Below are 22263 nucleotides of genomic sequence, written 5' to 3'. Positions count from 1 at the left end.
CTTAAGGACTATATAGGGCCATAATGGACAAGTACCCGGACCAAAAGCGCGCAGTTCAATATCTGTACCCGCCGATCGACCCTTTCGACCAGCGGATGGTCGATATGGGCGATGGGCACCGTATTTATGTGGAACAATGCGGAAATCCTGACGGCATACCCGTCGTGATCCTGCACGGGGGGCCGGGTGGGGGGTGCAGCCCGGCCATGAGGCGATACTTCGATCCTCAGGCCTACAGGGTGATTCTGTTTGACCAGCGCGGATGTGGCCGGTCGCGCCCCACCGCCTCGGTCGAGGGCAACACGACGTGGCATCTGGTGGCCGACATAGAGCGGCTGCGCAAACTCTTCGAGATCGAAGAATGGATCGCTTTTGGCGGAAGCTGGGGGGCGACTCTGGCGTTGATCTATGCCCAGACCCATCCCGATCGCGTCACTCGACTGGTGTTGCGCGGGGTGTTCCTTGCGACTCAGGCCGAGCTTGACTGGTTTTACGGCGGTGGCGCCGGGCGGTTCTGGCCCGAGCAATGGAAGAAATTCACCTCGCTGCTGCCCGAGGTTGAACTGAACGACACCATTGCCGCCTATAACAAACGCCTGTTTTCGGGCGACCGCGCGACAGAGATACTGTATGCGCGGGCCTGGTCGCATTGGGAAAACGCGCTGGCCTCGATCCACACCAACGGATCGGTTGGCGAAAGCCCCGGCGAATACGCGCGCACCTTTGCGCGGCTCGAGAATCACTATTTCACCAACAAGGCGTTTCTGGAAACGGACGGGCAGATTCTGGATCAGATGGACCGGATCGCGCATATCCCCGGCCATATCGTGCAGGGGCGCTATGACATGATCTGCCCGCCGCAGGCCGCCTGGTCGCTGGCGGAACGCTGGCCGAATGCCGAACTGAAGATGGTTCGTCAGGCGGGGCACGCCCTGTCCGAGCCGGGCATCAGCGCGGAACTGGTGCGAATCATGGACCGTGTGGCGGAGGGTGTCGCATGACCCGCATCGATCGCCGTGCTCTCTTTGCCTCTGGTGCCGCTGCCGCATTGCTGGCGGCGACAGGAGCATCCCTTGCTGGTACGCCCAAGAAAGGCGGGACATTGCGTCTGGCTGTTCCGCGCGATGACAGCCTCGAGCAAGTGGCGCGTGGAGCCGTTTTCGACACAATGACCGAAATCGCCCCGGATGGTACGTTGCGTGGTGAGCTCGCGACCGGCTGGCAAACCGACGCCGACGCACGGGTCTGGAACTTTGATCTGCGTGATGACGCGGTCTTTCACGATGGCGAACCCTTGCAGATTGCCGATGTCCTGGCCGTTCTGGCCGAAATCGGAAGGCCCGAGGCGCTTGCCCCCAACCGCCTGCGGCTTGAACTCGCCGAGGCAAATCCGGGATTGCCTTTCCTGTTGGCCGACAGCCGCTTTGTTGTTGCGCGCGCCGGTGAAACCGTATCCCCGTTGCGCAAAGCCTACGGCACCGGCTGCTATCGTGTCGAACGGGCAGAAGATGGCCGCCATTTTCTGGGCCGCCGTGTCGAGGGGCATTACAAAGATGGTCAGGCCGGATGGGCTGACGCGGTTGAAGTCATTGTAATCCCGGACCCAGCCGTGCGCGCCGAGGCGCTGCGGGACGGGTATGTCGATATCGCGGCGCTTCCGGATCGGGCCGGAATGCGAGGCACGCGCGGTGTCCGGTTCCACCCGTCCGAGGCCGACATGGCCCTTGCCGTATCGGATGCTGTCGGGATGCCGCGGCAGATTGCCGGGAACGGTGCGCTGGACGATGGCCGCATCGCCGAACGGTGGTGGATGGTGTAAATCCGAATGCGAATCCCTCAGGGGGTTGCAGACTCGGGCCATCCTGCGTATATGCAGTTTCAACAGCGGCGCGTTGGACTTCTGGTCCAAGGCTCCACCGGAAAATTCGACGGGCCGCGCGCCCGTTTTTTTGTGCCCGACTGACAGGGTAGAGTACCAGATGACAAACGACCTGATAGCAAAAGCTGCCATTGACCGGCGACTGGCCGAGATCATCACGCCCGTGATCGAAGATCTGGGGTATGAGCTGGTCCGTATCCGCCTGATGAGCGGCAAGCAGACTACGCTTCAGATCATGGCCGACAAGCCCGATGGCGGTATCGAAGTGGATGATTGCGCCGAGATTTCCAACGCGGTCAGCGCCACGCTGGATGTCGAGGACCCAATCCTTGATGCCTATACGCTTGAGGTGTCCAGCCCCGGTATCGACCGCCCTCTGACCCGTCTGAAGGATTTCGAGACCTTCGAAGGCTATGAGGCCAAGATCGAGACCGCCGAACTGATTGACGGCCGCCGACGCTTCAAGGGCGAATTGGCGGGGATCGAAGGGGACGAGGTTCTGATCAACATCCCCGAGGGGGATGAAACCATCACCATCGGTCTGCAATTCGACTGGCTGAGCGACGCCAAGCTGGTCCTGACCGATGACCTGATCAAGGAAATGCTGCGCCAGCGCAAAGACGCCGGTGCCCTGAACGAAAACGCTTTCGACGAGATTGAGACCGAAGGGTCCGAAGAGGAGACGAACTGATGGCAATCACCTCAGCCAACCAGCTGGAGCTGTTGCAGACCGCCGAGGCCGTGGCCCGCGAAAAGATGATCGACCCCGGTCTGGTTGTCGAAGCGATGGAGGAATCGCTCGCCCGCGCCGCCAAGAGCCGCTACGGCGCCGAGATGGACATCCGCGTGTCGATCGACCGCAAGACCGGCAAGGCGACCTTTACCCGCGTCCGTACCGTGGTCGAAGATGAGGAGCTTGAGAACTATCAGGCCGAAATGACCGTCGAGCAGGCCAAGCAGTATATGGAAGCGCCCGAGGTTGGTGACGTCTTCGTCGAAGAGGTCCCGCCGGTTGAGATGGGCCGGATCGCGGCTCAGTCCGCCAAGCAGGTGATTTTGCAGAAGGTGCGCGAAGCCGAGCGTGACCGTCAGTACGAAGAATTCAAGGATCGCGCCGGTACCATCATCAACGGTGCGGTCAAGCGCGAAGAGTTTGGCAATGTCATCGTCGATCTGGGCGGTGCCGAGGCGGTTCTGCGCCGCAACGACAAGATCGGCCGCGAAAGCTATCGCCCGAATGACCGGGTGCGCGCCTATATCAAAGAGGTTCGCCGCGAAGTGCGTGGCCATCAGATCTTCCTGTCGCGCACAGCGCCGGAATTCATGGCCGAGCTGTTCAAGATGGAAGTGCCGGAAATCTATGACGGCATCATCGAGGTCAAGGCCGTGGCCCGTGACCCCGGTTCGCGCGCCAAGATCGCCGTGATTTCCTATGATGGTTCGATCGACCCCGTCGGTGCCTGCGTTGGTATGCGCGGCAGCCGTGTTCAGGCGGTCGTGAACGAGCTTCAGGGTGAAAAGATCGACATCATCCCGTGGAACGAAGACCAGCCTACCTTCCTGGTGAACGCGTTGCAGCCTGCCGAGGTTTCCAAGGTGGTTCTGGACGAAGAAGCCGGCAAGATCGAGGTTGTCGTGCCAGAAGAACAACTGTCGCTGGCCATCGGTCGCCGCGGTCAGAACGTGCGTCTGGCCAGCCAGCTGACCGGCCTGGACATCGACATCATGACCGAGGCCGAAGAATCGGCCCGCCGCCAGAAGGAATTCGAAGCCCGTACCAAACTGTTCATGGACAGCCTGGATCTGGACGAATTCTTTGCTCAGCTGCTGGTCTCGGAAGGCTTCACCAACCTCGAAGAAGTTGCCTATGTCGAGATTGAGGAACTGTTGGTCATCGACGGCGTTGACGAAGGTACCGCGCAGGAACTGCAAACCCGCGCCCGCGAATTCCTGGAAGCACAGGCCAAGGCGGCACTGGATGCGGCGCGTGAATTGGGGGCCGAGGACAGTCTCATTGAATTCGAAGGTCTGACACCCCAGATGGTAGAGGCGCTGGCCAGGGACGACGTGAAGACTCTGGAAGACTTTGCAACTTGCGCCGACTGGGAACTGGCCGGTGGCTGGACGACCGTCGATGGTGAGCGTGTCAAGGATGACGGTGTATTGGAGCCTTTCGGCGTAACGCTGGAAGAGGCGCAAGATATGGTCATGACGGCGCGTATCCTGCTGGGTTGGGTTGATCCGGCCGAGCTGGAACAGGCGGAAGAAGACGTCGACGGCGACGCAGCAGACGAGGAGGTCGAGGCCTGATCTCGGGCTTCGGGTGGCGTGTATGAGTCGCGGTGGCGCCCATAAGGATCGGTCCGACGGACCCGAGCGCAAGTGCATCGCCACAGGCGAGGTGCAGCCCAAAAACGGGCTGATCCGCTTTGTGGCGGGGCCGGACGGTCAGGTTTTTCCGGATGTCGCGGCGAAACTGCCCGGGCGGGGGGTCTATGTGGCGGCGGATCGTGCCGCCCTGGACAAGGCCGTTGGCAAGAAACTGTTTGCGCGGGGGTTCAAGGCGCAGGTGTCTGTGCCCAAGGACCTGGCGGAAAAGGTTGAACAGCAGATCGCGCGCCGCGTTGTCGAGCTGCTCAGCCTGGCGCGCAAGTCCGGCGACGCGGTCGCGGGGTATGAAAAGGTCAAGACGTGGCTGGACCGGGAAGAGGCGCAGGTGCTGATTCAGGCCGCCGATGGATCGGGGCGCGGCAAGTCCAAACTGAGCACGCCGCACTTCGGGAAATACATAGGTTGGCTGACGGCAGACGAATTAGGACAGGCATTTGGGCGCCAAACGGTGATTCATGCGGCCTTGGCCTCTGGCGGACTCGCCAAACGTGTTGTAGAGGAAGCGCAGCGCCTGCGTGGCTTGCGCGAAACGGATGACGGCGGCAGGGGCCGCGCGGAAGGGTAAAGAGCTTTATGAGCGATAATGACGGCAAAAAGACATTGGGTCTTCGTGGCGGGGCACGCCCCGGAAATGTGAAACAGAGTTTCAGCCACGGACGCACCAAGAATGTCGTGGTGGAAACCAAACGCAAACGCGTGGTGGTTCCCAAGCCGGGCGCAGCAAAGCCGGGTGGCGGTGCTGCACCTTCGGGTGATCCGTCGCGTCGTCCTGCGGGCATTTCCGATGCGGAAATGGCGCGCCGCATGAAGGCGTTGCAAGCGGCCAAAGCGCGTGAGGCCGAAGAGGCCGCGGCGCGCGAGGCTGCTGAAAAGGCGCGCGAAGAAGAGCGCGCCCGCCGCCGTGCGGAACAGGAAGCCAAAGAACGCGAACAGCGCGAAGCCGAAGAGCGTGCGCGTCAGAAGGCTGAGGAAGAAGAGCGCAAGCGCAAAGAGGCGGAAGAAGCCGCCAAACGCGCCGCTGCCGCGCCCGCACCTGAAGAGCCCAAAGCGGCTCGCGCCCCGGCCAGCAAACCTGCGCCGGCAGCCACGCCGCGCAAACAGGATCGCGAACGTGAGCAGCGTGGTCGTGGCAAAGGTCGCGACGACAACCGCCGTTCGGGCAAGCTGACTCTGGGTCAGGCGACCGGTGGCGAGGGCAACCGTCAGCGCTCGATGGCCGCGATGAAGCGCAAGCAGGAGCGTGCGCGTCAGAAAGCCATGGGCGGTGCCGTTGAACGGGAAAAGGTGATCCGCGACGTACAGCTGCCCGAGGCGATCATGGTCTCGGAACTGGCCAACCGTATGGCCGAGCGTGTGGCTGACGTGGTCAAATCGCTGATGCAGATGGGCATGATGGTCACGCAGAACCAGACCATCGACGCAGACACCGCGGAACTGATCATCGAAGAATTTGGCCACAAGGTCACTCGCGTATCCGATTCGGATGTTGAAGACGTCATCAAAGAGGTCGAAGACAGCGAAGACGATCTGCAGCCGCGTCCGCCGGTCATCACCATCATGGGTCACGTCGACCACGGCAAGACCTCGCTGTTGGACGCAATCCGCGACGCGCGCGTTGTGGCGGGTGAGGCCGGTGGCATCACCCAACATATCGGCGCGTATCAGGTGAAAACCGATGGCGGCACCACGCTGACCTTCCTGGATACTCCGGGCCACGCGGCGTTTACGTCGATGCGCTCGCGCGGTGCTCAGGTCACGGATATCGTGGTTCTGGTCGTCGCGGCTGACGACGCGGTGATGCCGCAGACGATCGAAGCGATCAACCACGCAAAAGCGGCCGAAGTACCGATGATCGTGGCGATCAACAAGGTCGACAAGCCGGATGCAAACCCGGACAAGGTCCGCACCGATCTGCTGCAACACGAAGTGATCGTTGAGAAAATGTCGGGTGAGGTTCAGGACGTCGAAGTCTCGGCCATCACGGGTCAGGGTCTGGACGAATTGCTGGAAGCCATCGCGCTTCAGGCCGAGATTCTGGAACTGAAGGCAAACCCGAACCGCGCCGCCCAAGGTGCCGTGATCGAGGCGCAGCTGGACGTGGGTCGTGGCCCGGTCGCCACGGTTCTGGTTCAGAACGGCACACTGCGTCAGGGCGATATCTTCGTTGTGGGTGAGCAGTACGGTAAGGTTCGTGCGCTGATCAACGACAAGGGTGAGCGCGTCAAGGAAGCTGGCCCCTCGGTTCCGGTCGAGGTTCTGGGCCTGAACGGTACGCCCGAAGCGGGCGACGTTCTGAACGTGACCGAGACCGAAGCGCAGGCCCGCGAAATCGCCGCTTATCGCGAACAAGCCGCCAAGGACAAACGTGCCGCCGCTGGTGCCGCAACCACCCTTGAGCAGCTGATGCAGAAGGCAAAAGAAGACGAGAACGTGGCCGAGTTGCCGATCCTCGTCAAAGCCGATGTGCAGGGTTCTGCCGAAGCCATCGTTCAGGCGATGGAAAAGATCGGCAACGAAGAAGTGCGCGTGCGCGTTCTGCACTCGGGTGTGGGCGCGATCACCGAAACGGATGTCGGTCTGGCGGAGGCTTCCGGCGCGCCGGTCTTTGGCTTCAACGTCCGTGCCAACGCATCGGCGCGGAACACGGCGAACCAAAAGGGTGTCGAGATCCGCTACTACTCGGTGATCTATGACCTGGTCGACGACGTGAAAGCGGCCGCATCCGGCCTGCTGAGTGCCGAGATCCGAGAAAAGTTCATCGGCTATGCCGAGATCCGCGAAGTCTTCAAGGTTACCGGTGTCGGCAAGGTTGCCGGCTGTCTGGTTACCGAAGGTGTTGCCCGCCGTTCCGCAGGCGTTCGCCTGCTGCGCGACAACGTGGTGATCCACGAAGGCACGCTGAAGACCCTGAAGCGCTTCAAAGACGAAGTGGCCGAGGTCCAGTCGGGTCAGGAATGTGGTATGGCGTTCGAGAACTACGACGATATCCGCCAGGGCGACGTGATCGAGATATTCGAGCGCGAAGAAGTTACCCGTACCCTGGATTGATCCCAAGCGGGATGGACACAAAAAAACAGCGGCACCGTTCGGGCCGCTGTTTTTGTTTGAAAAATGCCTCATTACGTGTCGGGCAGGAATGTTCCGGAATGCAGGATGATGTCGAAATGGTGCATTCCGTGTTTCAAGGCAAAGCTGACCGAGTGCCCGGCCTTGCGCAGCCGTTCCGCATAGTCGCGGCTTTGACGAATGAATTCGCCGGTGTCCCGTTCCCCCACTGAAACATGATAGCGAGGGCCCGGTGGGGGCAGGTTGCGGATCGGGGACAGATCGTTCACTTCGACTGGGGTCAGGTGCAGCGGGTCATTCACGGATGTCAAACTGACGGGTTCCAGATCGTAGACGCCGCTGATCAGAAGCACGTCACGCACACGCAGCCCAGCGCGGGCCAATGCGCCGGCCGAGGTCGCCATGACCATGCTTGCCAGATGGGCGCCGGCACTGTGCCCTGACAAGGTGATCCGCGTCGGGTCGAATCCCAGTGCCCCGGCTTGTGACGCAAGCCACAGAAGGGCGTCGCGGCATTCGTCGACCATTTGATCCAGCCGCGCATCCGGGGCAAGCGTGTAGTTCAAGGTGGCAAAGGATTGCTCGGCTTCAATCAGCGCCGGGGCCATCATGGCCGATTCGCGCTGGCTGAGATCCTGCCAATACCCACCGTGAATAAAGACATGCAACGGGGCGCCGGCCCCCTTCGCAGGAAAGAAATCCAGCACCTGGACCGGGGTGTCGCCATAGGCCAGGTTGGCCTGAACGGGCAGCTCGGCACGGGCTTGCGCACTCAGCGTTTGATAGCTGGCCAGATAAGGGGTCAGGTCGCCACCGATCATCGAACTGGGAGAGTATTCCCGCTCCAGTTCGGCTTGTGAAAATCCGCGATACAGCATGGCTCAGCCCTGCCCGCTGTACATGAGTTCTGTCCGCACATCATAGAGGTCATGGAAGAACCGCAACTCAAGTGCTTTTCGCAAGAAAGCCACGCCGCTGGAACCTCCGGTACCGGGTTGCATTCCGATCACACGTTCAACCGCCGTGGCGTGGTCAAAGCGCCAGCGTTGAAACAGGCTTTCCACATCCATGAGCTTTTCTGCCAGCGCATACAGATCCCAATATTTGTCCGTGTTGCGGAACACGTCGACCCAGATCTGAACCACGCGCGGATCACCGGAATAGGGTGCAGAGTAGTCCCGCTCGATCAAGTCCTTTGGAACGTGGAACCCCTGTCGGGCCAGCATGTGCAACACTTCGTCATACAGGGACGGTTTGGTCAGGGCGGCGTTCAGCATCTCCATCACCTCGGGGTCATGCTCGTGCACTTTCAGAGTCGAGGCATCCTTATTGCCCAGAATGAACTCGATCTGCCTGTACCCATAGCTTTGAAACCCGGAAGAGTTGCCGAGGGCCTGCCGAAACGTCATGTAGTCGGCCGGCGTCATGGTCAGCAGGGTTTCCCAGGCCGCAATCAATTGCCGTTGAATGGCCTTGATACGGTCGAGGTTTTTCATGGCGGGCCCGAATTCGTCTTGTTGCAGGAACCGGCGGACCTCGACCAGTTGGTGATGCATCAGTTTCAGCCACAGCTCACTGACCTGATGAATGATGATGAACAGCATCTCGTCAGGTTGTGCGGGGTCCTGAAAGGTTTTTTGCAGGTTCAGCAGCGTCTTCAGTTGCAGGAAGTCGCCATAGCTTTTGCGGTGCGTTTCGGCGAAATCAGTGACTAGGGTGTCTTCGACCCCCCGTTGCAACAGACGATCGTCTTTGTTCTCGCCCATCTCATGCCTCCCTTGTGCAAGTTCTGCACCTGTCTAGGGGCTGAACATGCAACTTTCCAGCGCGTTAGGCCCAGTCCAGAACAACCTTGCCGGACAGGCCTGATTTCATCGCGGAAAACCCTTTGGCGAAATCATCAACCGCAAAGCGATGCGTGATCACGCGGGACACATCCAGACCGTTTTGCAGCATGGCGATCATCTTGTACCACGTTTCGAACATCTCACGCCCATAGACCCCCTTGATCGTGATCGCCTTGAACACGATGCGCGACCAGTCGACCGGAGATTTGCCCGGTGGAATCCCCAGCAACGCGATCTTTCCACCCATCACCAAGGCTTCGACCATCTGGTCCAGGGCGGCTTGCGAGCCGGACATTTCAAGCCCGACATCGAACCCTTCCTTCATCCCAAGCTCGGCGATGACGTCCCGCAAGTCCTCGGTGGAGACATCGACGGTCCGCACCGAAGGAACCACATGTTCGGCCAGTTTCAATCGGTCTGCGTTGATGTCGGTGATGACCACGTTGCGTGCACCCGCGTGACGAGCGACGGCAGCGGCCATGATACCGATGGGGCCCGCACCCGTGATCAGAACGTCCTCTCCCAGCAAATCAAAGCTGAGGGCAGTATGCACCGCATTGCCCAGCGGATCGAGGATGGCTCCGATCTCATCCGGTATGTCGTCGGGCAAGGGAACCACGTTGAAGGCAGGCAGTTTCAGGTATTCGGCAAATGCGCCCTGTTCGTTCACTCCAATGCCCCGGGTTCCCGGATCCAGGTGAAACTTTCCGGCGCGGCTCTGGCGGCTGTCGGTGGTGATCAGATGGCCCTCGCCCGAGCATCGCTGGCCGATTTCAAGCCCGGTCACGTTGCGCCCGATCTCGACGATCTCTCCGGCAAACTCATGGCCAGTGATCATCGGAACCGGCACGGTATGAGACGCCCACTCGTCCCAGTTCCAGATATGGATGTCGGTGCCGCAGATACCCGTCTTGTTGATACGGATCAGCACATCATCGGGGCCAATTTCGGGGATCGGGGCCTGCACCATCCACAACCCTTCTTCGGGTTTGGATTTTTCCAGTGCTTTCATTGTGTTGGGTCGCATATGTTTACTCCCACAAATCGGTCGACAGGTATTTCAGGCCGCTGTCACACATGACGATGGCGACACAGCCGCCTTCTTCGGGGCCGCGCAGTAGTTCAATCGCCGCGGCAAGATTCGCGCCTGCCGAATAGCCGGCGAATATGCCCTCGGTCCGGGCCAGAAGTCGGGCGCAATCCCGCGCGGCCTTCCCCGAAACAGCAAGATGTCCGGCCAATCGGCTATCCTTCAAATGCACCAGATCACCCATGGCGTAACCGCCTCCCTGAATGGGATGGTCCGGGGTCGAAACCGGCTCACCGGCCAAAGCGCGCGCGCCCGCAGGTTCCACGACATAGCACCGCACGCCGTGCCGGTTCAGATACTCTGCCGCTCCGGCAAGCGTTCCGCCCGATCCTGCAAAGTCGCAGAATGCCGTGACGGTGCCTTCGGATTGCGCCCAGATCTCGGGCCCGGTCCCGGTTTCGTGGGCCTTGGGGTTTCCCGAATGGCCAAACTGATCCGCACGAAACGCGTTGCGTGCGGCCGTGATGCGTTTCGCCTCGACATCGACCAGTTCAAGATCGGCCCCAGAGACTTCGCCGGGTTTGCTGCCGGGGGCCTGGGGCACGATGACAACTTCGGCCCCCAGGGCCCGCATCATACGCGCGCGTTCGATCGAGTTTCCGGCGCTCATGACAGCCACGAAAGGATGGCCCAGAATACCGCAGACAATGGCCAGCCCGGTGCCCATATTGCCCGAGGTCAGCTCGACCACCGTTTGCCCCGGTGACAAAGTCCCGTCTGCGCGCGCCGTTTCGATGATGGACTTCGCCGCGCGGTCCTTTTTCGAAAACCCCGGCAGCAAATAGTCAAGCTTGGCGATGATCCGCCCGTTCAGCTTCTGATGGGCACACACGCGCGACAGTTCGACCATGGGGGTGTCGCCGATCACGTCGATGACCGATGGAAGGATCATTTGATGACCCCCAGCTCTTTGCCGACCTTGCCAAATGCGGACAGGGCGCGGTCCAGTTCATCCCTGGTCAGAGCCGCATTCATCTGCGTTCTGATCCGCGCTTGCCCGCGTGGGACGACCGGGAAGAAGAAGCCCGAAACATAGACGCCTTCGTCGAACAGCCGTGACGCCATGTCCTGTGCCAGCTGAGCCTCACCCAGCATCACCGGGATGATCGGGTGTTCCCCAGGCAGCAGGTCAAAGCCAAGCTTTTCCAGCCCGGCGCGCCAATATTTGGCGTTGCCGAAGAGTTGCGCGCGCAGCATGTCGCCTTCTTCGACCAGGCGGATCGCTTCCAACCCAGCGGCGACGATCGAGGGCGGCAGCGAGTTTGAGAACAGATAGGGCCGCGCCCGCTGCCGCAGCAGGTCGATCACTGGCTGCGGCCCGGCGATATAGCCGCCGATTGCCCCCCCAAGTGCCTTGCCCAAGGTTCCCGTCAGAATATCGACATCGACGCCGAAATGATCGGGTGTGCCGGCCCCGTTCGGCCCCATGAAACCGGTCGCATGGCAATCGTCCACCATGACAATTGCATCGTATTTATCGGCCAGTTCCCGGATTTTTGGCAGGTTGGCCAGATAGCCGTCCATCGAGAACACGCCATCGGTGGCGATCATGATATGCCGCGCCCCGTCTTCGCGCGCCTGTTTCAGCCAGGCTTCGAGGTCATTCATGTCGTTGTTCAGATAGCGATAGCGTTTGGCCTTGCACAGCCGCACGCCGTCGATGATCGAGGCGTGGTTCAGGCTGTCCGAAATGATGGCGTCTTCCGGTCCCAGCAGAGGTTCAAACAGCCCGCCATTGGCGTCGAAACAAGCGGCAAAGAGGATGGAGTCGTCCTTGTTCAGGAAATTGGCAAGACGTTGTTCCAGTTCGCGGTGAATGTCTTGCGTGCCACAGATGAACCGAACCGACGCCATGCCGAATCCTTTGGGCCCCATCGCTTGTGTCGCGGCCTCGATCAGCGCCGGGTGATCCGCCAGACCCAGATAGTTGTTGGCACAGAGGTTGATCACCTGCTTGCCGCCCACAGTGATCTCACCGCCCTGAGGTGAGGTGATCATTCGTTCGCGTTTGTAAAGACCCTCAGATTCGATCTGCGCAAGTGTGTCCGTGATATGGGACAGGAATACATCTGCCATGGCGACCTCCGTTCAACTGAGTCGCACATCTAACATAGCGGATGAAATTCCCAAATAGGGGAAATTCAATATGAAGGAAAAATATCCGTGAAGGCGGAATTTTGCGGATGTCAGGCGTTTTTTACGATCAGGAATACCCGGGCTGGCCCTTGGGCACAGATGGAATGCGCAATGTCGGCGGCATATCGGGCCGTGTCCCCCTGGTTCAATTCGGTCACCGCATTGCCTGAAGTGACCCTGACCGCACCTTCCAGCACGGTGAGCTGTTCACGGGCGCCGCGGGCGTGGGGTTGGCTGTTCAGGGCCCCGTCCTTGTCAAATTCGATATCATAGACTTCATGACCCCCGGCCTCTTCCGGCGGTGACAGGATGCGAATTCGGCAGTTCTGCCCCATATTGTCGATGCTGGGCACTTCGGAGTTTCTGAGCACCTCGATCTGGTCCGTGGTCTTTGTGCCCTCCAAGAGACCGGCGAAATCCACCTGCAAGGCGCGTGTCAGGTTCCACAAGGTCGAGATCGTCGGGCTGCTTTCGCCGCGTTCGATCTGACTGACCATGGACCGGGACACACCGCTGAGATTGGCGACCGCTTCCAGGGACAGGCCTTTGGCCCGGCGTGCCTCTTTAAGGCGGGCGGGCAGGAGGTTCAGGATATCGTCTGTGTCTTCCGTCATGACGGAATCCATGGGGGCTGCGCAACGCAATGTCAATTCCCGCCGTGACGGGACGTCTGGGGCGACAGTGCCATTCTGCGCATGCATAATGCAGCGAAATTCAGGAGGAGTAGCTCATGAGCGATATCGTTATTCTCGACGGTGCCCGCACCGCAATTGGCACCTTTGGTGGTGCGCTGGCTTCAACCGCGCCGATTGATCTGGCCACTGTCGCGACCGAAGCGGCGCTTGAGCGATCAGGGGTTGAGGGGGCGCAGATCGGGCATGTGGTGTTCGGTCATGTGATCAACACTGAACCGCGTGACATGTATCTGTCGCGCGTCGCCGCCATGCAGGCGGGCATTCCCAATGGTACGCCGGCCATGAACGTGAACCGCCTGTGCGGATCGGGCGCGCAGGCGATCGTGTCAGCCATGCAGTCCCTGATGCTGGGCGATGCTGACTTTGCGGTGGCAGGTGGAGCAGAGAGCATGTCCCGAAGCCCCTATATCGTTCCGCAGGCGCGCTGGGGCGCAAAGATGGGCGACGTCACCGCGCTGGACATGATGCTGGGCGCGTTGAACTGTCCCTTTGGCACCGGACATATGGGGGTGACGGCCGAAAACGTGGCGGATGAGCATCAGATCAGCCGCGAACAGATGGATGCGTTCGCATTGGACAGCCAGACACGTGCGGCGGCGGCGATCGAGGCCGGTTACTTCGACAGCCAGATCACTCCGGTACAGGTCAAGGTCAAGCGGGACACGGTCGATTTCAAAGTCGACGAGCATCCAAAGGCGACGACCGCCGAAGCGTTGGCCGGTCTGCGCCCGGTGTTCAAGAAGGACGGGCGTGTGACAGCCGGGAATGCCTCAGGCATCAATGACGGCGCGGCGGCGATGGTGCTGGCGACAGCGGATGCGGCCGAAAGGGCCGGTTTGAAACCGAAGGCGCGTGTGATTGGTTATGCGCATGCAGGCGTGCGGCCGGAAGTCATGGGCATCGGTCCGGTTCCGGCAGTGCAAAACCTGTTTGCGAAGACGGGTCTGTCAGCGGAAGATTTCGACGTGATCGAAAGCAATGAAGCCTTCGCCGCGCAGGCACTGGCTGTGAATCAGGAGCTTGGATTGGACGCGAGCAAGGTGAACCCCAACGGCGGTGCGATTGCGTTGGGGCATCCTGTGGGGGCCACGGGTGCGATCATCACGCTGAAAGCACTGTACGAGCTGGAACGTACCGGCGGATCCAAAGGGTTGATCACCATGTGCATCGGGGGCGGTCAGGGGATTGCCATCGCCATCGAGCGGCTCTGACCCGGAAGGGGTGCGGGGGGCTGTCTGCCCCCCATCGCGCCAGGGCGCGATTCCCCCCGAGGATATTTGTGGCCAGATGAAGCAGGCGGATTGGTTCAGCTGAGCGCGTTGATCAGCAAGACCAGCGCCGCACCTGCTGCGGCGCCGATCGTGGCGGGCAGAGCAAAGGACCAAAAGGTGGGCGTCTGCGGTTCGTCCTTCTGTGTCTGCGCAATCAGTGCGTTTTCGACCAGGGCCGGCAGACGCGGGCCGAAGCGGGCCAGCACCATTGCGGTTTTCCCAAAATCACGCAGGGCCGCCCGAGGGCCGATGGATTGTTTGATGTAGTCTTCGACCACGGGGCGGGCGACTTCCCAGATGTTCATATGAGGGTCGAGTGAGCGCGCAACGCCTTCGACGACAACCATGGTGCGTTGCAGCAGGATCAGCTCGGTTCGTGTTTCCATCCCGAACCGTTCGGTCACTTCGAACAGATAGCTCAGCAACCGCCCCATGGAAATATGCGTGGCATCCATGCCGAAGATCGGCTCGCCCACGGCACGCAGGGCGCGGGCGAACTCGTCCACGTCCTGGTTGGCGGGAACATAGCCGGCTTCGAAATGCACCTCGGCCACACGTTTGTAGTCGCGGCGGATGAAGCCAAACAGGATTTCGGCATAGACCCGGCGCGTGTATTCATCGATATGCCCCATGATGCCATAGTCATAGGCAATGATGTCTCCGTTCGCGGCGACCTTGAGGTTGCCCTGGTGCATGTCGGCGTGGAAAAAGCCGTCGCGCAGCGCATGGAGGAGGAACAGGCGCAGGACACGTTCGGCCAGATCATTGCGGTTGTGACCTGCGGCATCCAGAGCATCATTGTCACCCAGCGCGATCCCGTCCGCCCAGCTGAGCGTCATGACGCGCCGCGCGGACAGTGACCACACAACGGGCGGCAGCCAGAAGCCGGTGTCGTCCTTGGTGTTGGCGGCATATTCGGAGGCCGCCGCGCTTTCCAGACGCAGATCCAGTTCGCCGCGCACGACACCGTCGAAATGCTCGATCACCTCCACCGGTCGCAGACGGCGCGCGCCGGGGGCGAAGAGCTGGACGATCCGGGCGGCGAAATAGAACGCATCGACATCTTTGCGGAACGCGCGTTCGATCCCCGGACGCAGGACTTTAACTGCGACATCCTCGCCCGTGCTGGTCAGCTTGGCCTTGTGAACCTGCGCAATCGAGGCTGCGGCAATCGGTTCGCTGAATTCGCTGAACATGTCCGAGATCGGCTGACCCAGTTCTTTCTCGACTTCGGCCATCGCGTCGGCTTTGGAGAAAGGGGGCAGCTTGTCTTGCAGAACGCGCAGTTGCTCGGCCAGTTCATTTCCAACGACGTCAGGGCGGGTCGAAAGCACTTGCCCGAATTTGATATAGGCGGGGCCAAGCGCCGTCAGGGCGCGCGTTGCCGGTGGCATACCGGGGTCGCCTTTGTAGCCAAGCCATTGAAAGGGTTTGCCCAATGCGTGGGCCAGGATGCGTACGGCGCGCGGGGCTTCGAACGCATCCAGTACCACGTTCATGGCGCCTGTGCGCTCGAGCGTGGCGCCTGTGCGGATCAGGCGGATGATGTTATGGGGACCACGCATGTGTCAGATCTTCCAGCCGGAATGCAGCGCGGCGATACCCATGCTCAGGTTCCGGTATTTGGCGTTTTCGAAACCTGCTGTGCGAACCATGTTCAGGAACGTTTCCTGATCGGGAAATTTTCGGATCGATTCGACTAGGTACTGATAGCTGTCATAGTCATTGGCGATCAGTTTTCCCATGCGCGGGATGACGTTGAAGCTGTAAAGGTCGTAGAGCTTCTGCAGCCCCTCATTGGGCAGCTGGCTGAATTCCAGCACCATCAGACGGCCGCCGGGTTTCAGCACGCGGTAAGCCTCGTTCAAAGCTTCTTGCGGGCGGGTGACGTTCCGAATGCCGAACGAGATCGTGTAAACATCGAATGTATTGTCTTCGAAGGGCAGGGCCATGGCATCGCCCACGACCCAGTTCAGGCTGCCCGACATCTGATCTGCCTCGGCACGTTGGCGCCCTTCGATCAGCATCGGCTCGGTCAGGTCCAGGACCGTGGCGTGGCCGTGACCCGCGCGCTTGAGGAACCTGAACGAGATGTCGCCCGTGCCACCGGCCACGTCCAGCAGCCGCTGGCCGGGGCGTGGCGCCAGCCAGTCCATCATCGCGTCCTTCCAGACCCGGTGGATGCCCATCGACATGACGTCGTTCATCACGTCATATTTCGAGGCAACCGAGTTGAACACGCCCTGTACGCGCCCTGCCTTTTCGGCCTCGGGGACGGTTTCGAAACCGAAATGAGTGGTCTTGTCGATGTTGTCGGACATTTGCCTTGCCGTTTGTCGATTTTCGCCTCTGTTATAGGGCCAAGAGAGGCGGGCACAATGCGGCCCTTTGAATTAGGAGCCCTGTAATGCCCGAATTACCTGAGGTCGAGACAGTAAGACGCGGCCTGAGTCCTGCCATGGAAGGGGTCGTGATCGAACGGGCTGATGTGAACCGCCCCGATCTGCGCTGGCCGTTCCCCGAACGTATGGCAGAACGGCTGACCGGGCAGCGGGTAGAGCGGCTGCGGCGGCGGTCGAAATACATTCTGGCGGATCTCAGCAGCGGTGAGACGTTGCTGATCCACCTGGGTATGTCGGGGCGGATGACGGTGTCGGGTGACCCGTTGGGGCAATTCGTCCATGACCATCCCGCCGTGCAAAAACATGACCATGTGGTCTTTCATATGGCCAACGGCGCGCGCATCACCTTCAACGATCCCCGCCGGTTTGGCGCGATGGACCTGTTGCAAACGGCCAACGCCGAAGATCACAAGCTGCTGTCGGTTCTGGGGCCTGAACCCTTGGGCAACGATTTTCACGACCAACATCTGATCAAGGCGTTCAAAGGCAAGAACACCCCTGTCAAATCCGCCCTGCTGGATCAGGGAATCGTTGCCGGTCTGGGCAATATCTATGTTTGCGAAGCTCTTTATCGCGGCCGAGTGTCGCCACGTCGCAAAGCCGGACAGATTTCCGCGCCCCGCGTTGCGGCGCTTGTTCCGATCATCCGGCAGGTGTTGCAGGACGCCATCGAAGCCGGTGGGTCTTCGCTGCGGGATTTCCGCCAAGCCGATGGAGAACTTGGATATTTTCAGCACAAGTTTGATGTCTATGGCCGCGAGGGCGAGGCCTGCCGGACCGAAGGGTGCGGAGCGCCGATCAAGAGAATCACCCAGTCCGGTCGCTCATCCTTCTATTGTGCGCAATGCCAAAGATAGCTTGATCCAAGTTTTTCGCGTGGTAAGGAATCGTACCTGAACGGAACAACCGGAAGCTTTCTCCTCATGGCTTTTGAGACGATCATCGTCGAAATCGAAGACCACGTCGCACTTATCAAACTCAACCGACCGGATGCGTTGAACGCGTTGAACACCCAGTTGCTGGGTGAGCTCTGCACTGCACTGGAAGATGCGGACAGCAACGACAAGGTGCGCTGCATCGTGATAACCGGATCGGACAAGGCCTTCGCCGCCGGCGCGGACATCAAGGAAATGTCCGAGATGAGTTTTGTCGACGTCTACAACATCAACCTTTTTGCCGATGCGAATGATCGTGTGACCGCGATTCGCAAGCCGATCATCGCGGCCGTTGCGGGCTATGCGCTGGGCGGTGGCTGTGAACTTGCCATGCTGTGCGATTTCATCATCGCGGCGGACACTGCGAAATTCGGCCAGCCCGAGATCAATCTGGGCGTCATTGCCGGTCTGGGTGGAAGTCAGCGTCTGACGCGGTTCGTGGGTAAATCCAAATCGATGGACATGAACCTGACCGGGCGTTTCATGGATGCCGACGAAGCCGAGCGTGCGGGTCTCGTCAGCCGGGTGGTGCCGGCCAAGAAGCTGATCGAAGAGGCCGTGAGCGCAGCGCAGAAGATTGCCGAGAAATCGCAATTGACTGCAATGGCCGCGAAAGAAGCGGTGAACCGCAGCTACGAGCTTCCGCTGAGTGAAGGTATGTTGTTCGAGCGTCGTGTCTTCCATTCGATGTTCGCGACCGAAGATCAGAAGGAAGGCATGGCCGCGTTCCTGGAAAAGCGCACGGCGCAATTCCGCGACAAGTAAAGCGCGGGACCTCTGAGGCGGGTGTTTTAAGCCCGCCCCATATTCTTGGCCATGGTTCCAAGAATCAACTTGGCAATCCCTTTGAACTTGGCTAAAGACCCCCGTTATACATGCGCGTGCGGCCCGCTTGGCCCGACTCATACTCGTGATTTCTGATCCGGTGCGGATATGTCCGTGGCGCGCAACCCAAGATTAACGTACCGAACGAAGGTCAGATTCACATGGCAAACTCGCCTCAGGCAAAAAAACGCGCGCGTCAGAACGAAAAGCGCTTTGCAATCAACAAAGCGCGTCGTTCGCGCATCCGCACCTATCTGCGTAAAGTCGAAGAAGCGATCGCATCCGGCGACAAGGACGCGGCGACTGCTGCTCTGCGTGCGGCTCAGCCCGAGCTAATGCGCGGCGTTACCAAGGGTGTCTTCCACAAGAACACCGCCGCCCGCAAAATGTCGCGCCTGTCCGCGCGCGTCAAAGCACTGGGCTAAGCTTTTGGGTGACCCAAGGTCACGTCAGAAAGGCTGAACCATTCTGAAAAGGCGTCGTGCATCACGGCGCCTTTTGTCGTGTTGCCAGAAAACCGCGCCTTCACAAAACCGAGAGATTCTTTCGCCCAAAGACCCGAGTCAATATCAGAGTTTCGTTGCCGCGCCCCTCTCGGAATTGCTACGACTGATGTCAGCGATTCACTCGCTTGGGGGGACAGGCTGTTTTCCCGATCGAACTGACGGGCATCAGAGCGATCTGGGGACAATTGTCGACGACTGGCTTGAGCCAGGCTGCCGATCTGCCATGGAAGCCGGAATAAATCCGGTGATCTTGGCCCTGTCTAAAAATTGAGTTTGCGACGTGCAACCCGATTTTCGGGACGTTCCGTTATTGCTGAGCGTCAGAATTGGGGGTTGCCGAGCTCATCGGGATGGTCCCGCCAAGCCGACTGGTTTGGCGATTGGATACCTATTGCGTGTGAATACAACACCGGGAAACCGGCTTCGTATGAATAAGGCTGACAGGCCAATAAGAATGGGATGCGTGAGGCGCTTAATGACACAAGAAAAATGGGGACTACTGCGTAACAAGTTGCTGAAGGCCATCGGTCGGAACAATTATACGACCTGGATCGAGCCTTTGGAATTCAAGGAGCTTCAGGACGGCGTGGCGGTTTTCTCGGTGCCGACCAATTTCATGGGCAATTACGTCAGCCAGAATTTTGCCGACCTCATTTTATACGAGCTGAACACCGCAGGTGAAACTGTGCAGCGTCTGGATTTCCGCGTCGCTGCAAACTCGCCTGCACGGCCTAAGCCAGCTGTCGATACGCCACCGTTGGCAAAGCCTGAACCTGTCGCCGCGCCGAGCGAGGACCCGGCGCAGGATACATTGGAATCGCTTCAGGCTGCCCCGTTGGATTCCCGCTTTACCTTTGACAGTTTTGTCGTCGGCAAGCCCAATGAACTGGCCCATGCGGCCGCGCGCCGAGTATCCGAGGGTGGGCCGGTGACCTTCAATCCGCTGGTTCTGTACGGCGGCGTGGGGCTGGGTAAGACCCACTTGATGCACGCCATTGCATGGGAGCTGAAAACCAAACATCCGGAACTCAACGTTCTGTACCTGTCAGCGGAACAGTTCATGTACCGGTTCGTGCAGGCCCTGCGCGAGCGTCGGATGATGGATTTCAAACACCTGTTCCGTTCGGTTGACGTTTTGATGGTTGACGACGTGCAGTTCATCGCCGGCAAGGATTCCACTCAGGAAGAGTTTTTCCACACGTTCAACGCGCTGGTGGATCAGAATAGACAGATCATCATCTCGGCCGACCGCGCCCCGGGTGAGATCAAGGATCTGGAAGACCGGGTGAAATCCCGCCTGCAATGTGGTCTGGTGGTTGATCTGCACCCGACCGATTATGAACTGCGTCTGGGCATTTTGCAGAACAAGGTGCAGCAATACAGCTCATCCTATCCGGACCTGGCGATTGCCGATGGCGTTCTGGAATTCCTGGCGCATCGCATCTCGACCAATGTTCGGGTGCTGGAAGGTGCCCTGACCCGTCTGTTCGCTTTTGCCTCGCTGGTTGGCCGCGAGATCGACATGGAACTGACGCAGGATTGTCTGGCGGATGTGCTGCGCGCCTCGGAACGCAAAATCACCGTTGAAGAGATCCAGCGGAAGGTGTCCGAGTATTACAACATCCGGCTTTCTGACATCATCGGCCCGAAGCGCCTGCGCTCTTACGCGCGTCCGCGTCAGGTGGCGATGTATCTGTGCAAGCAGTTGACCAGCCGGTCGCTGCCCGAGATTGGCCGCCGTTTTGGCGGGCGCGATCACACGACGGTCATGCATGGCGTCAAGCGCATTGAAGAGTTGAAGCTGACCGACGGTCAGATCGCTGAAGACGTCGAAATGCTGCGCCGGTCGCTTGAAGCCTGATCCGCGCCTTTAATGCAGGCAACCGCCCCGGTTCCTTGGGTCCGGGGCGTTTCTTGTGCGCATTAGTCCACGGTTGGATCAGAACTGGTGCCTGTCAGGCACGCTGCCCTTGACGCTGGACGCAATCCAACCCAGAAATCCGTAAAAAATCCTTGTGCCTCAGGGTGGAACCGCTAACGTGCCAGTCCCGCCCATGTCGGTACGCAAGTCAGAGGAATTGAGGGTATGAAGATCAGCATCGAACGCGGCACCCTTCTCAAGGCCGTTTCGCAGGCCCAATCCGTAGTGGAACGCCGCAATACCATTCCCATACTTGCGAATGTCCTGATTGAGGCGGAAGGCGATCAGGCGCTGTTTCGCGCGACCGATCTGGATATCGAAGTGGTCGACAAAGCCCCGGCGCAGGTCGAGAAAGCCGGTGCCACCACCGTGGCCGCGACCACCTTGCACGAGATCGTGCGCAAACTGCCCGACGGAGCGTTGGTCACGCTGACCGCGGACAGCGCGGCAGGGCGTCTGACGGTTGAGGCGGGTCGGTCGAATTTCTCGCTGGCGACGCTGCCGAAAGAGGATTTCCCGGTCATGGCGTCGTCGGAGTATCAATCAAATTTCACGGCTTCGGCTGCCCTGCTGCGACGGTTGTTCGACAAGTCGAAATTCGCAATCTCAACAGAAGAGACCCGGTATTATCTGAACGGTGTCTATATGCATGTGGCCGACGGATCCGATGGCGGCAAGGTGCTGCGCTGCGTGGCCACCGACGGCCACCGGCTTGCTCGGATCGATGCCGATTTGCCGGATGGTGCAGAGGGTATGCCGGGCGTTATCGTCCCGCGTAAAACCGTAGGCGAACTGCGCAAGCTGCTGGACGATGATGAAATGGATATCGCGGTTTCGGTCAGCGAAACCAAGGTGCGTTTCGCCACGCCGGATATCACGCTGACCTCGAAGGTCATCGACGGAACCTTTCCCGACTACACGCGCGTTATCCCGCAAGGAAATACGCGCAAGCTGGAAGTGGATGCTGCCGAGTTCGCACAGGCTGTGGACCGGGTGGCAACGGTGTCTTCCGAGCGTTCGCGTGCGGTGAAGCTGCAACTGGATGGCGACAAGCTGGTCCTGTCGGTGAACGCACCAGACAGTGGCGCGGCCGAGGAAGAACTGGCGGTCGCCTATGGTGATGAGCGTCTGGAGATCGGGTTCAATGCCAAATATCTGCTGGAGATCGCGTCTCAGGTGGATCGAGAGAATGCGGTGTTCATGTTCAATTCAGCTGGCGACCCGACCCTGATGCGCGAAGGCAATGATCAGAGTGCGGTTTACGTCGTCATGCCAATGCGCGTCTGATCGCGCGGACGT

At 59.9% G+C, this 22263-nt stretch carries 20 protein-coding genes; 12 read left to right on the top strand and 8 right to left on the bottom strand.

Going from position 1 to position 22263, the window contains the following annotated elements; all coding sequences use genetic code 11:
• Nucleotides 1-23 precede the first annotated feature (23 nt).
• From pip to infB, 6 genes are all read left to right on the top strand, one after another.
• Nucleotides 24-1001, top strand: coding sequence for a prolyl aminopeptidase (pip, locus tag ACR0FB_RS09930; protein WP_480620503.1), 978 nt, complete (start codon nucleotides 24-26; stop codon nucleotides 999-1001).
• Nucleotides 998-1819: an ABC transporter substrate-binding protein gene (locus ACR0FB_RS09925; RefSeq protein ID WP_171635686.1), complete on the top strand. Its 822-nt coding sequence runs from the start codon at nucleotides 998-1000 to the stop codon at nucleotides 1817-1819. Before pip ends, ACR0FB_RS09925 begins: the two co-directional genes overlap by 4 nt.
• Nucleotides 1820-1979: 160 nt before the next feature.
• Nucleotides 1980-2570: a ribosome maturation factor RimP gene (rimP, locus tag ACR0FB_RS09920; RefSeq protein ID WP_152459779.1), complete on the top strand. Its 591-nt coding sequence runs from the start codon at nucleotides 1980-1982 to the stop codon at nucleotides 2568-2570.
• Nucleotides 2570-4189 carry a transcription termination factor NusA gene (nusA, locus tag ACR0FB_RS09915; RefSeq protein WP_171120181.1) on the top strand — a complete coding sequence of 540 codons (1620 nt, stop codon included), beginning with the start codon at nucleotides 2570-2572 and terminating at the stop codon, nucleotides 4187-4189. The genes rimP and nusA overlap by 1 nt, the downstream gene beginning before the upstream one ends.
• Nucleotides 4190-4211: 22 nt before the next feature.
• Complete coding sequence (locus ACR0FB_RS09910) at nucleotides 4212-4835, top strand: RNA-binding protein (RefSeq protein ID WP_171635687.1); 624 nt, start codon at nucleotides 4212-4214, stop codon at nucleotides 4833-4835.
• A gap of 8 nt (nucleotides 4836-4843) precedes the next feature.
• Complete coding sequence (infB, locus tag ACR0FB_RS09905; RefSeq protein WP_171724130.1) at nucleotides 4844-7318, top strand: translation initiation factor IF-2; 2475 nt, start codon at nucleotides 4844-4846, stop codon at nucleotides 7316-7318.
• 71 nt (nucleotides 7319-7389) lie between these two features.
• On the opposite strand, the gene ACR0FB_RS09900 is transcribed toward infB, so the two are convergent.
• The 6 genes from ACR0FB_RS09900 to ACR0FB_RS09875 form a co-directional block, all read right to left on the bottom strand.
• A complete protein-coding gene (locus ACR0FB_RS09900) occupies nucleotides 7390-8214 on the bottom strand; it encodes an alpha/beta hydrolase (RefSeq protein WP_480492257.1) in 825 nt (274 codons plus the stop codon).
• A gap of 3 nt (nucleotides 8215-8217) precedes the next feature.
• Complete coding sequence (locus tag ACR0FB_RS09895; RefSeq protein ID WP_480620501.1) at nucleotides 8218-9102, bottom strand: tryptophan 2,3-dioxygenase; 885 nt, start codon at nucleotides 9100-9102, stop codon at nucleotides 8218-8220.
• Nucleotides 9103-9166: 64 nt separating this feature from the next.
• Nucleotides 9167-10195, bottom strand: coding sequence for an L-threonine 3-dehydrogenase (gene tdh / locus ACR0FB_RS09890; RefSeq protein WP_171724172.1), 1029 nt, complete (start codon nucleotides 10193-10195; stop codon nucleotides 9167-9169).
• 19 nt (nucleotides 10196-10214) lie between these two features.
• Nucleotides 10215-11165, bottom strand: coding sequence for a PLP-dependent cysteine synthase family protein (locus tag ACR0FB_RS09885; RefSeq protein WP_171635690.1), 951 nt, complete (start codon nucleotides 11163-11165; stop codon nucleotides 10215-10217).
• A complete protein-coding gene (locus ACR0FB_RS09880; RefSeq protein ID WP_480486018.1) occupies nucleotides 11162-12349 on the bottom strand; it encodes a glycine C-acetyltransferase in 1188 nt (395 codons plus the stop codon). The genes ACR0FB_RS09885 and ACR0FB_RS09880 overlap by 4 nt, the downstream gene beginning before the upstream one ends.
• 110 nt (nucleotides 12350-12459) lie before the next feature.
• Nucleotides 12460-13023, bottom strand: coding sequence for a helix-turn-helix domain-containing protein (locus ACR0FB_RS09875; RefSeq protein ID WP_480620499.1), 564 nt, complete (start codon nucleotides 13021-13023; stop codon nucleotides 12460-12462).
• Between the two features lie 116 nt (nucleotides 13024-13139).
• Here ACR0FB_RS09875 and ACR0FB_RS09870 point away from each other — a divergent pair, with 116 nt between their 5' ends.
• A complete protein-coding gene (locus tag ACR0FB_RS09870) occupies nucleotides 13140-14315 on the top strand; it encodes an acetyl-CoA C-acyltransferase family protein (protein WP_480620497.1) in 1176 nt (391 codons plus the stop codon).
• A gap of 95 nt (nucleotides 14316-14410) precedes the next feature.
• On the opposite strand, the gene ubiB is transcribed toward ACR0FB_RS09870, so the two are convergent.
• Both ubiB and ubiE read right to left on the bottom strand, forming a co-directional pair.
• Nucleotides 14411-15940: a 2-polyprenylphenol 6-hydroxylase gene (gene ubiB, locus ACR0FB_RS09865; protein WP_152459789.1), complete on the bottom strand. Its 1530-nt coding sequence runs from the start codon at nucleotides 15938-15940 to the stop codon at nucleotides 14411-14413.
• Between the two features lie 3 nt (nucleotides 15941-15943).
• On the bottom strand, nucleotides 15944-16696 hold the full coding sequence (gene ubiE, locus ACR0FB_RS09860) for a bifunctional demethylmenaquinone methyltransferase/2-methoxy-6-polyprenyl-1,4-benzoquinol methylase UbiE (protein ID WP_171724136.1): 753 nt from the start codon (nucleotides 16694-16696) through the stop codon (nucleotides 15944-15946).
• An 86-nt stretch (nucleotides 16697-16782) separates the two neighbouring features.
• On the opposite strand from ubiE, the gene mutM reads away from it, so the two are divergent.
• The 5 genes from mutM (at nucleotide 16783) to dnaN (ending at nucleotide 22251) form a co-directional block, all read left to right on the top strand.
• Nucleotides 16783-17634: a bifunctional DNA-formamidopyrimidine glycosylase/DNA-(apurinic or apyrimidinic site) lyase gene (gene mutM, locus ACR0FB_RS09855; protein ID WP_171724137.1), complete on the top strand. Its 852-nt coding sequence runs from the start codon at nucleotides 16783-16785 to the stop codon at nucleotides 17632-17634.
• A gap of 66 nt (nucleotides 17635-17700) precedes the next feature.
• On the top strand, nucleotides 17701-18477 hold the full coding sequence (locus ACR0FB_RS09850) for an enoyl-CoA hydratase (RefSeq protein ID WP_117870917.1): 777 nt from the start codon (nucleotides 17701-17703) through the stop codon (nucleotides 18475-18477).
• 221 nt (nucleotides 18478-18698) lie between these two features.
• Nucleotides 18699-18962 carry a 30S ribosomal protein S20 gene (rpsT, locus tag ACR0FB_RS09845; protein WP_170345656.1) on the top strand — a complete coding sequence of 88 codons (264 nt, stop codon included), beginning with the start codon at nucleotides 18699-18701 and terminating at the stop codon, nucleotides 18960-18962.
• Between the two features lie 556 nt (nucleotides 18963-19518).
• Entirely contained in the window at nucleotides 19519-20904 is a 1386-nt protein-coding gene (gene dnaA / locus ACR0FB_RS09840) for a chromosomal replication initiator protein DnaA (RefSeq protein ID WP_480620495.1), read from the top strand.
• A gap of 225 nt (nucleotides 20905-21129) precedes the next feature.
• Nucleotides 21130-22251, top strand: a complete 1122-nt coding sequence (dnaN, locus tag ACR0FB_RS09835; RefSeq protein WP_171617360.1) for a DNA polymerase III subunit beta — start codon at nucleotides 21130-21132, stop codon at nucleotides 22249-22251.
• Nucleotides 22252-22263 lie beyond the last annotated feature (12 nt).

The organism is Ruegeria sp. P10 (genome assembly GCF_056534925.1).
Note: the sequence above shows the minus strand (reverse complement) of the source record. Positions and strands in the feature narration are given on the sequence as shown.

What these genes read in the sequence shown, in the direction of transcription:
- dnaA (WP_480620495.1), top strand. Translation starts at nt 19,519, where the DNA reads ATGACACAAGAAAAATGGGGACTACTGCGTAACAAGTTGCTGAAGGCC.
- tdh (WP_171724172.1), bottom strand. Translation starts at nt 10,195, where the DNA reads ATGAAAGCACTGGAAAAATCCAAACCCGAAGAAGGGTTGTGGATGGTG.
- ACR0FB_RS09900 (WP_480492257.1), bottom strand. Translation starts at nt 8,214, where the DNA reads ATGCTGTATCGCGGATTTTCACAAGCCGAACTGGAGCGGGAATACTCT.
- infB (WP_171724130.1), top strand. Translation starts at nt 4,844, where the DNA reads ATGAGCGATAATGACGGCAAAAAGACATTGGGTCTTCGTGGCGGGGCA.
- dnaN (WP_171617360.1), top strand. Translation starts at nt 21,130, where the DNA reads ATGAAGATCAGCATCGAACGCGGCACCCTTCTCAAGGCCGTTTCGCAG.
- ACR0FB_RS09875 (WP_480620499.1), bottom strand. Translation starts at nt 13,023, where the DNA reads ATGACGGAAGACACAGACGATATCCTGAACCTCCTGCCCGCCCGCCTT.
- ACR0FB_RS09880 (WP_480486018.1), bottom strand. Translation starts at nt 12,349, where the DNA reads ATGGCAGATGTATTCCTGTCCCATATCACGGACACACTTGCGCAGATC.
- nusA (WP_171120181.1), top strand. Translation starts at nt 2,570, where the DNA reads ATGGCAATCACCTCAGCCAACCAGCTGGAGCTGTTGCAGACCGCCGAG.
- ubiB (WP_152459789.1), bottom strand. Translation starts at nt 15,940, where the DNA reads ATGCGTGGTCCCCATAACATCATCCGCCTGATCCGCACAGGCGCCACG.
- rpsT (WP_170345656.1), top strand. Translation starts at nt 18,699, where the DNA reads ATGGCAAACTCGCCTCAGGCAAAAAAACGCGCGCGTCAGAACGAAAAG.
- mutM (WP_171724137.1), top strand. Translation starts at nt 16,783, where the DNA reads ATGCCCGAATTACCTGAGGTCGAGACAGTAAGACGCGGCCTGAGTCCT.
- ACR0FB_RS09910 (WP_171635687.1), top strand. Translation starts at nt 4,212, where the DNA reads ATGAGTCGCGGTGGCGCCCATAAGGATCGGTCCGACGGACCCGAGCGC.
- ACR0FB_RS09925 (WP_171635686.1), top strand. Translation starts at nt 998, where the DNA reads ATGACCCGCATCGATCGCCGTGCTCTCTTTGCCTCTGGTGCCGCTGCC.
- pip (WP_480620503.1), top strand. Translation starts at nt 24, where the DNA reads ATGGACAAGTACCCGGACCAAAAGCGCGCAGTTCAATATCTGTACCCG.
- ubiE (WP_171724136.1), bottom strand. Translation starts at nt 16,696, where the DNA reads ATGTCCGACAACATCGACAAGACCACTCATTTCGGTTTCGAAACCGTC.
- ACR0FB_RS09850 (WP_117870917.1), top strand. Translation starts at nt 17,701, where the DNA reads ATGGCTTTTGAGACGATCATCGTCGAAATCGAAGACCACGTCGCACTT.
- ACR0FB_RS09895 (WP_480620501.1), bottom strand. Translation starts at nt 9,102, where the DNA reads ATGGGCGAGAACAAAGACGATCGTCTGTTGCAACGGGGGGTCGAAGAC.
- ACR0FB_RS09870 (WP_480620497.1), top strand. Translation starts at nt 13,140, where the DNA reads ATGAGCGATATCGTTATTCTCGACGGTGCCCGCACCGCAATTGGCACC.
- rimP (WP_152459779.1), top strand. Translation starts at nt 1,980, where the DNA reads ATGACAAACGACCTGATAGCAAAAGCTGCCATTGACCGGCGACTGGCC.
- ACR0FB_RS09885 (WP_171635690.1), bottom strand. Translation starts at nt 11,165, where the DNA reads ATGATCCTTCCATCGGTCATCGACGTGATCGGCGACACCCCCATGGTC.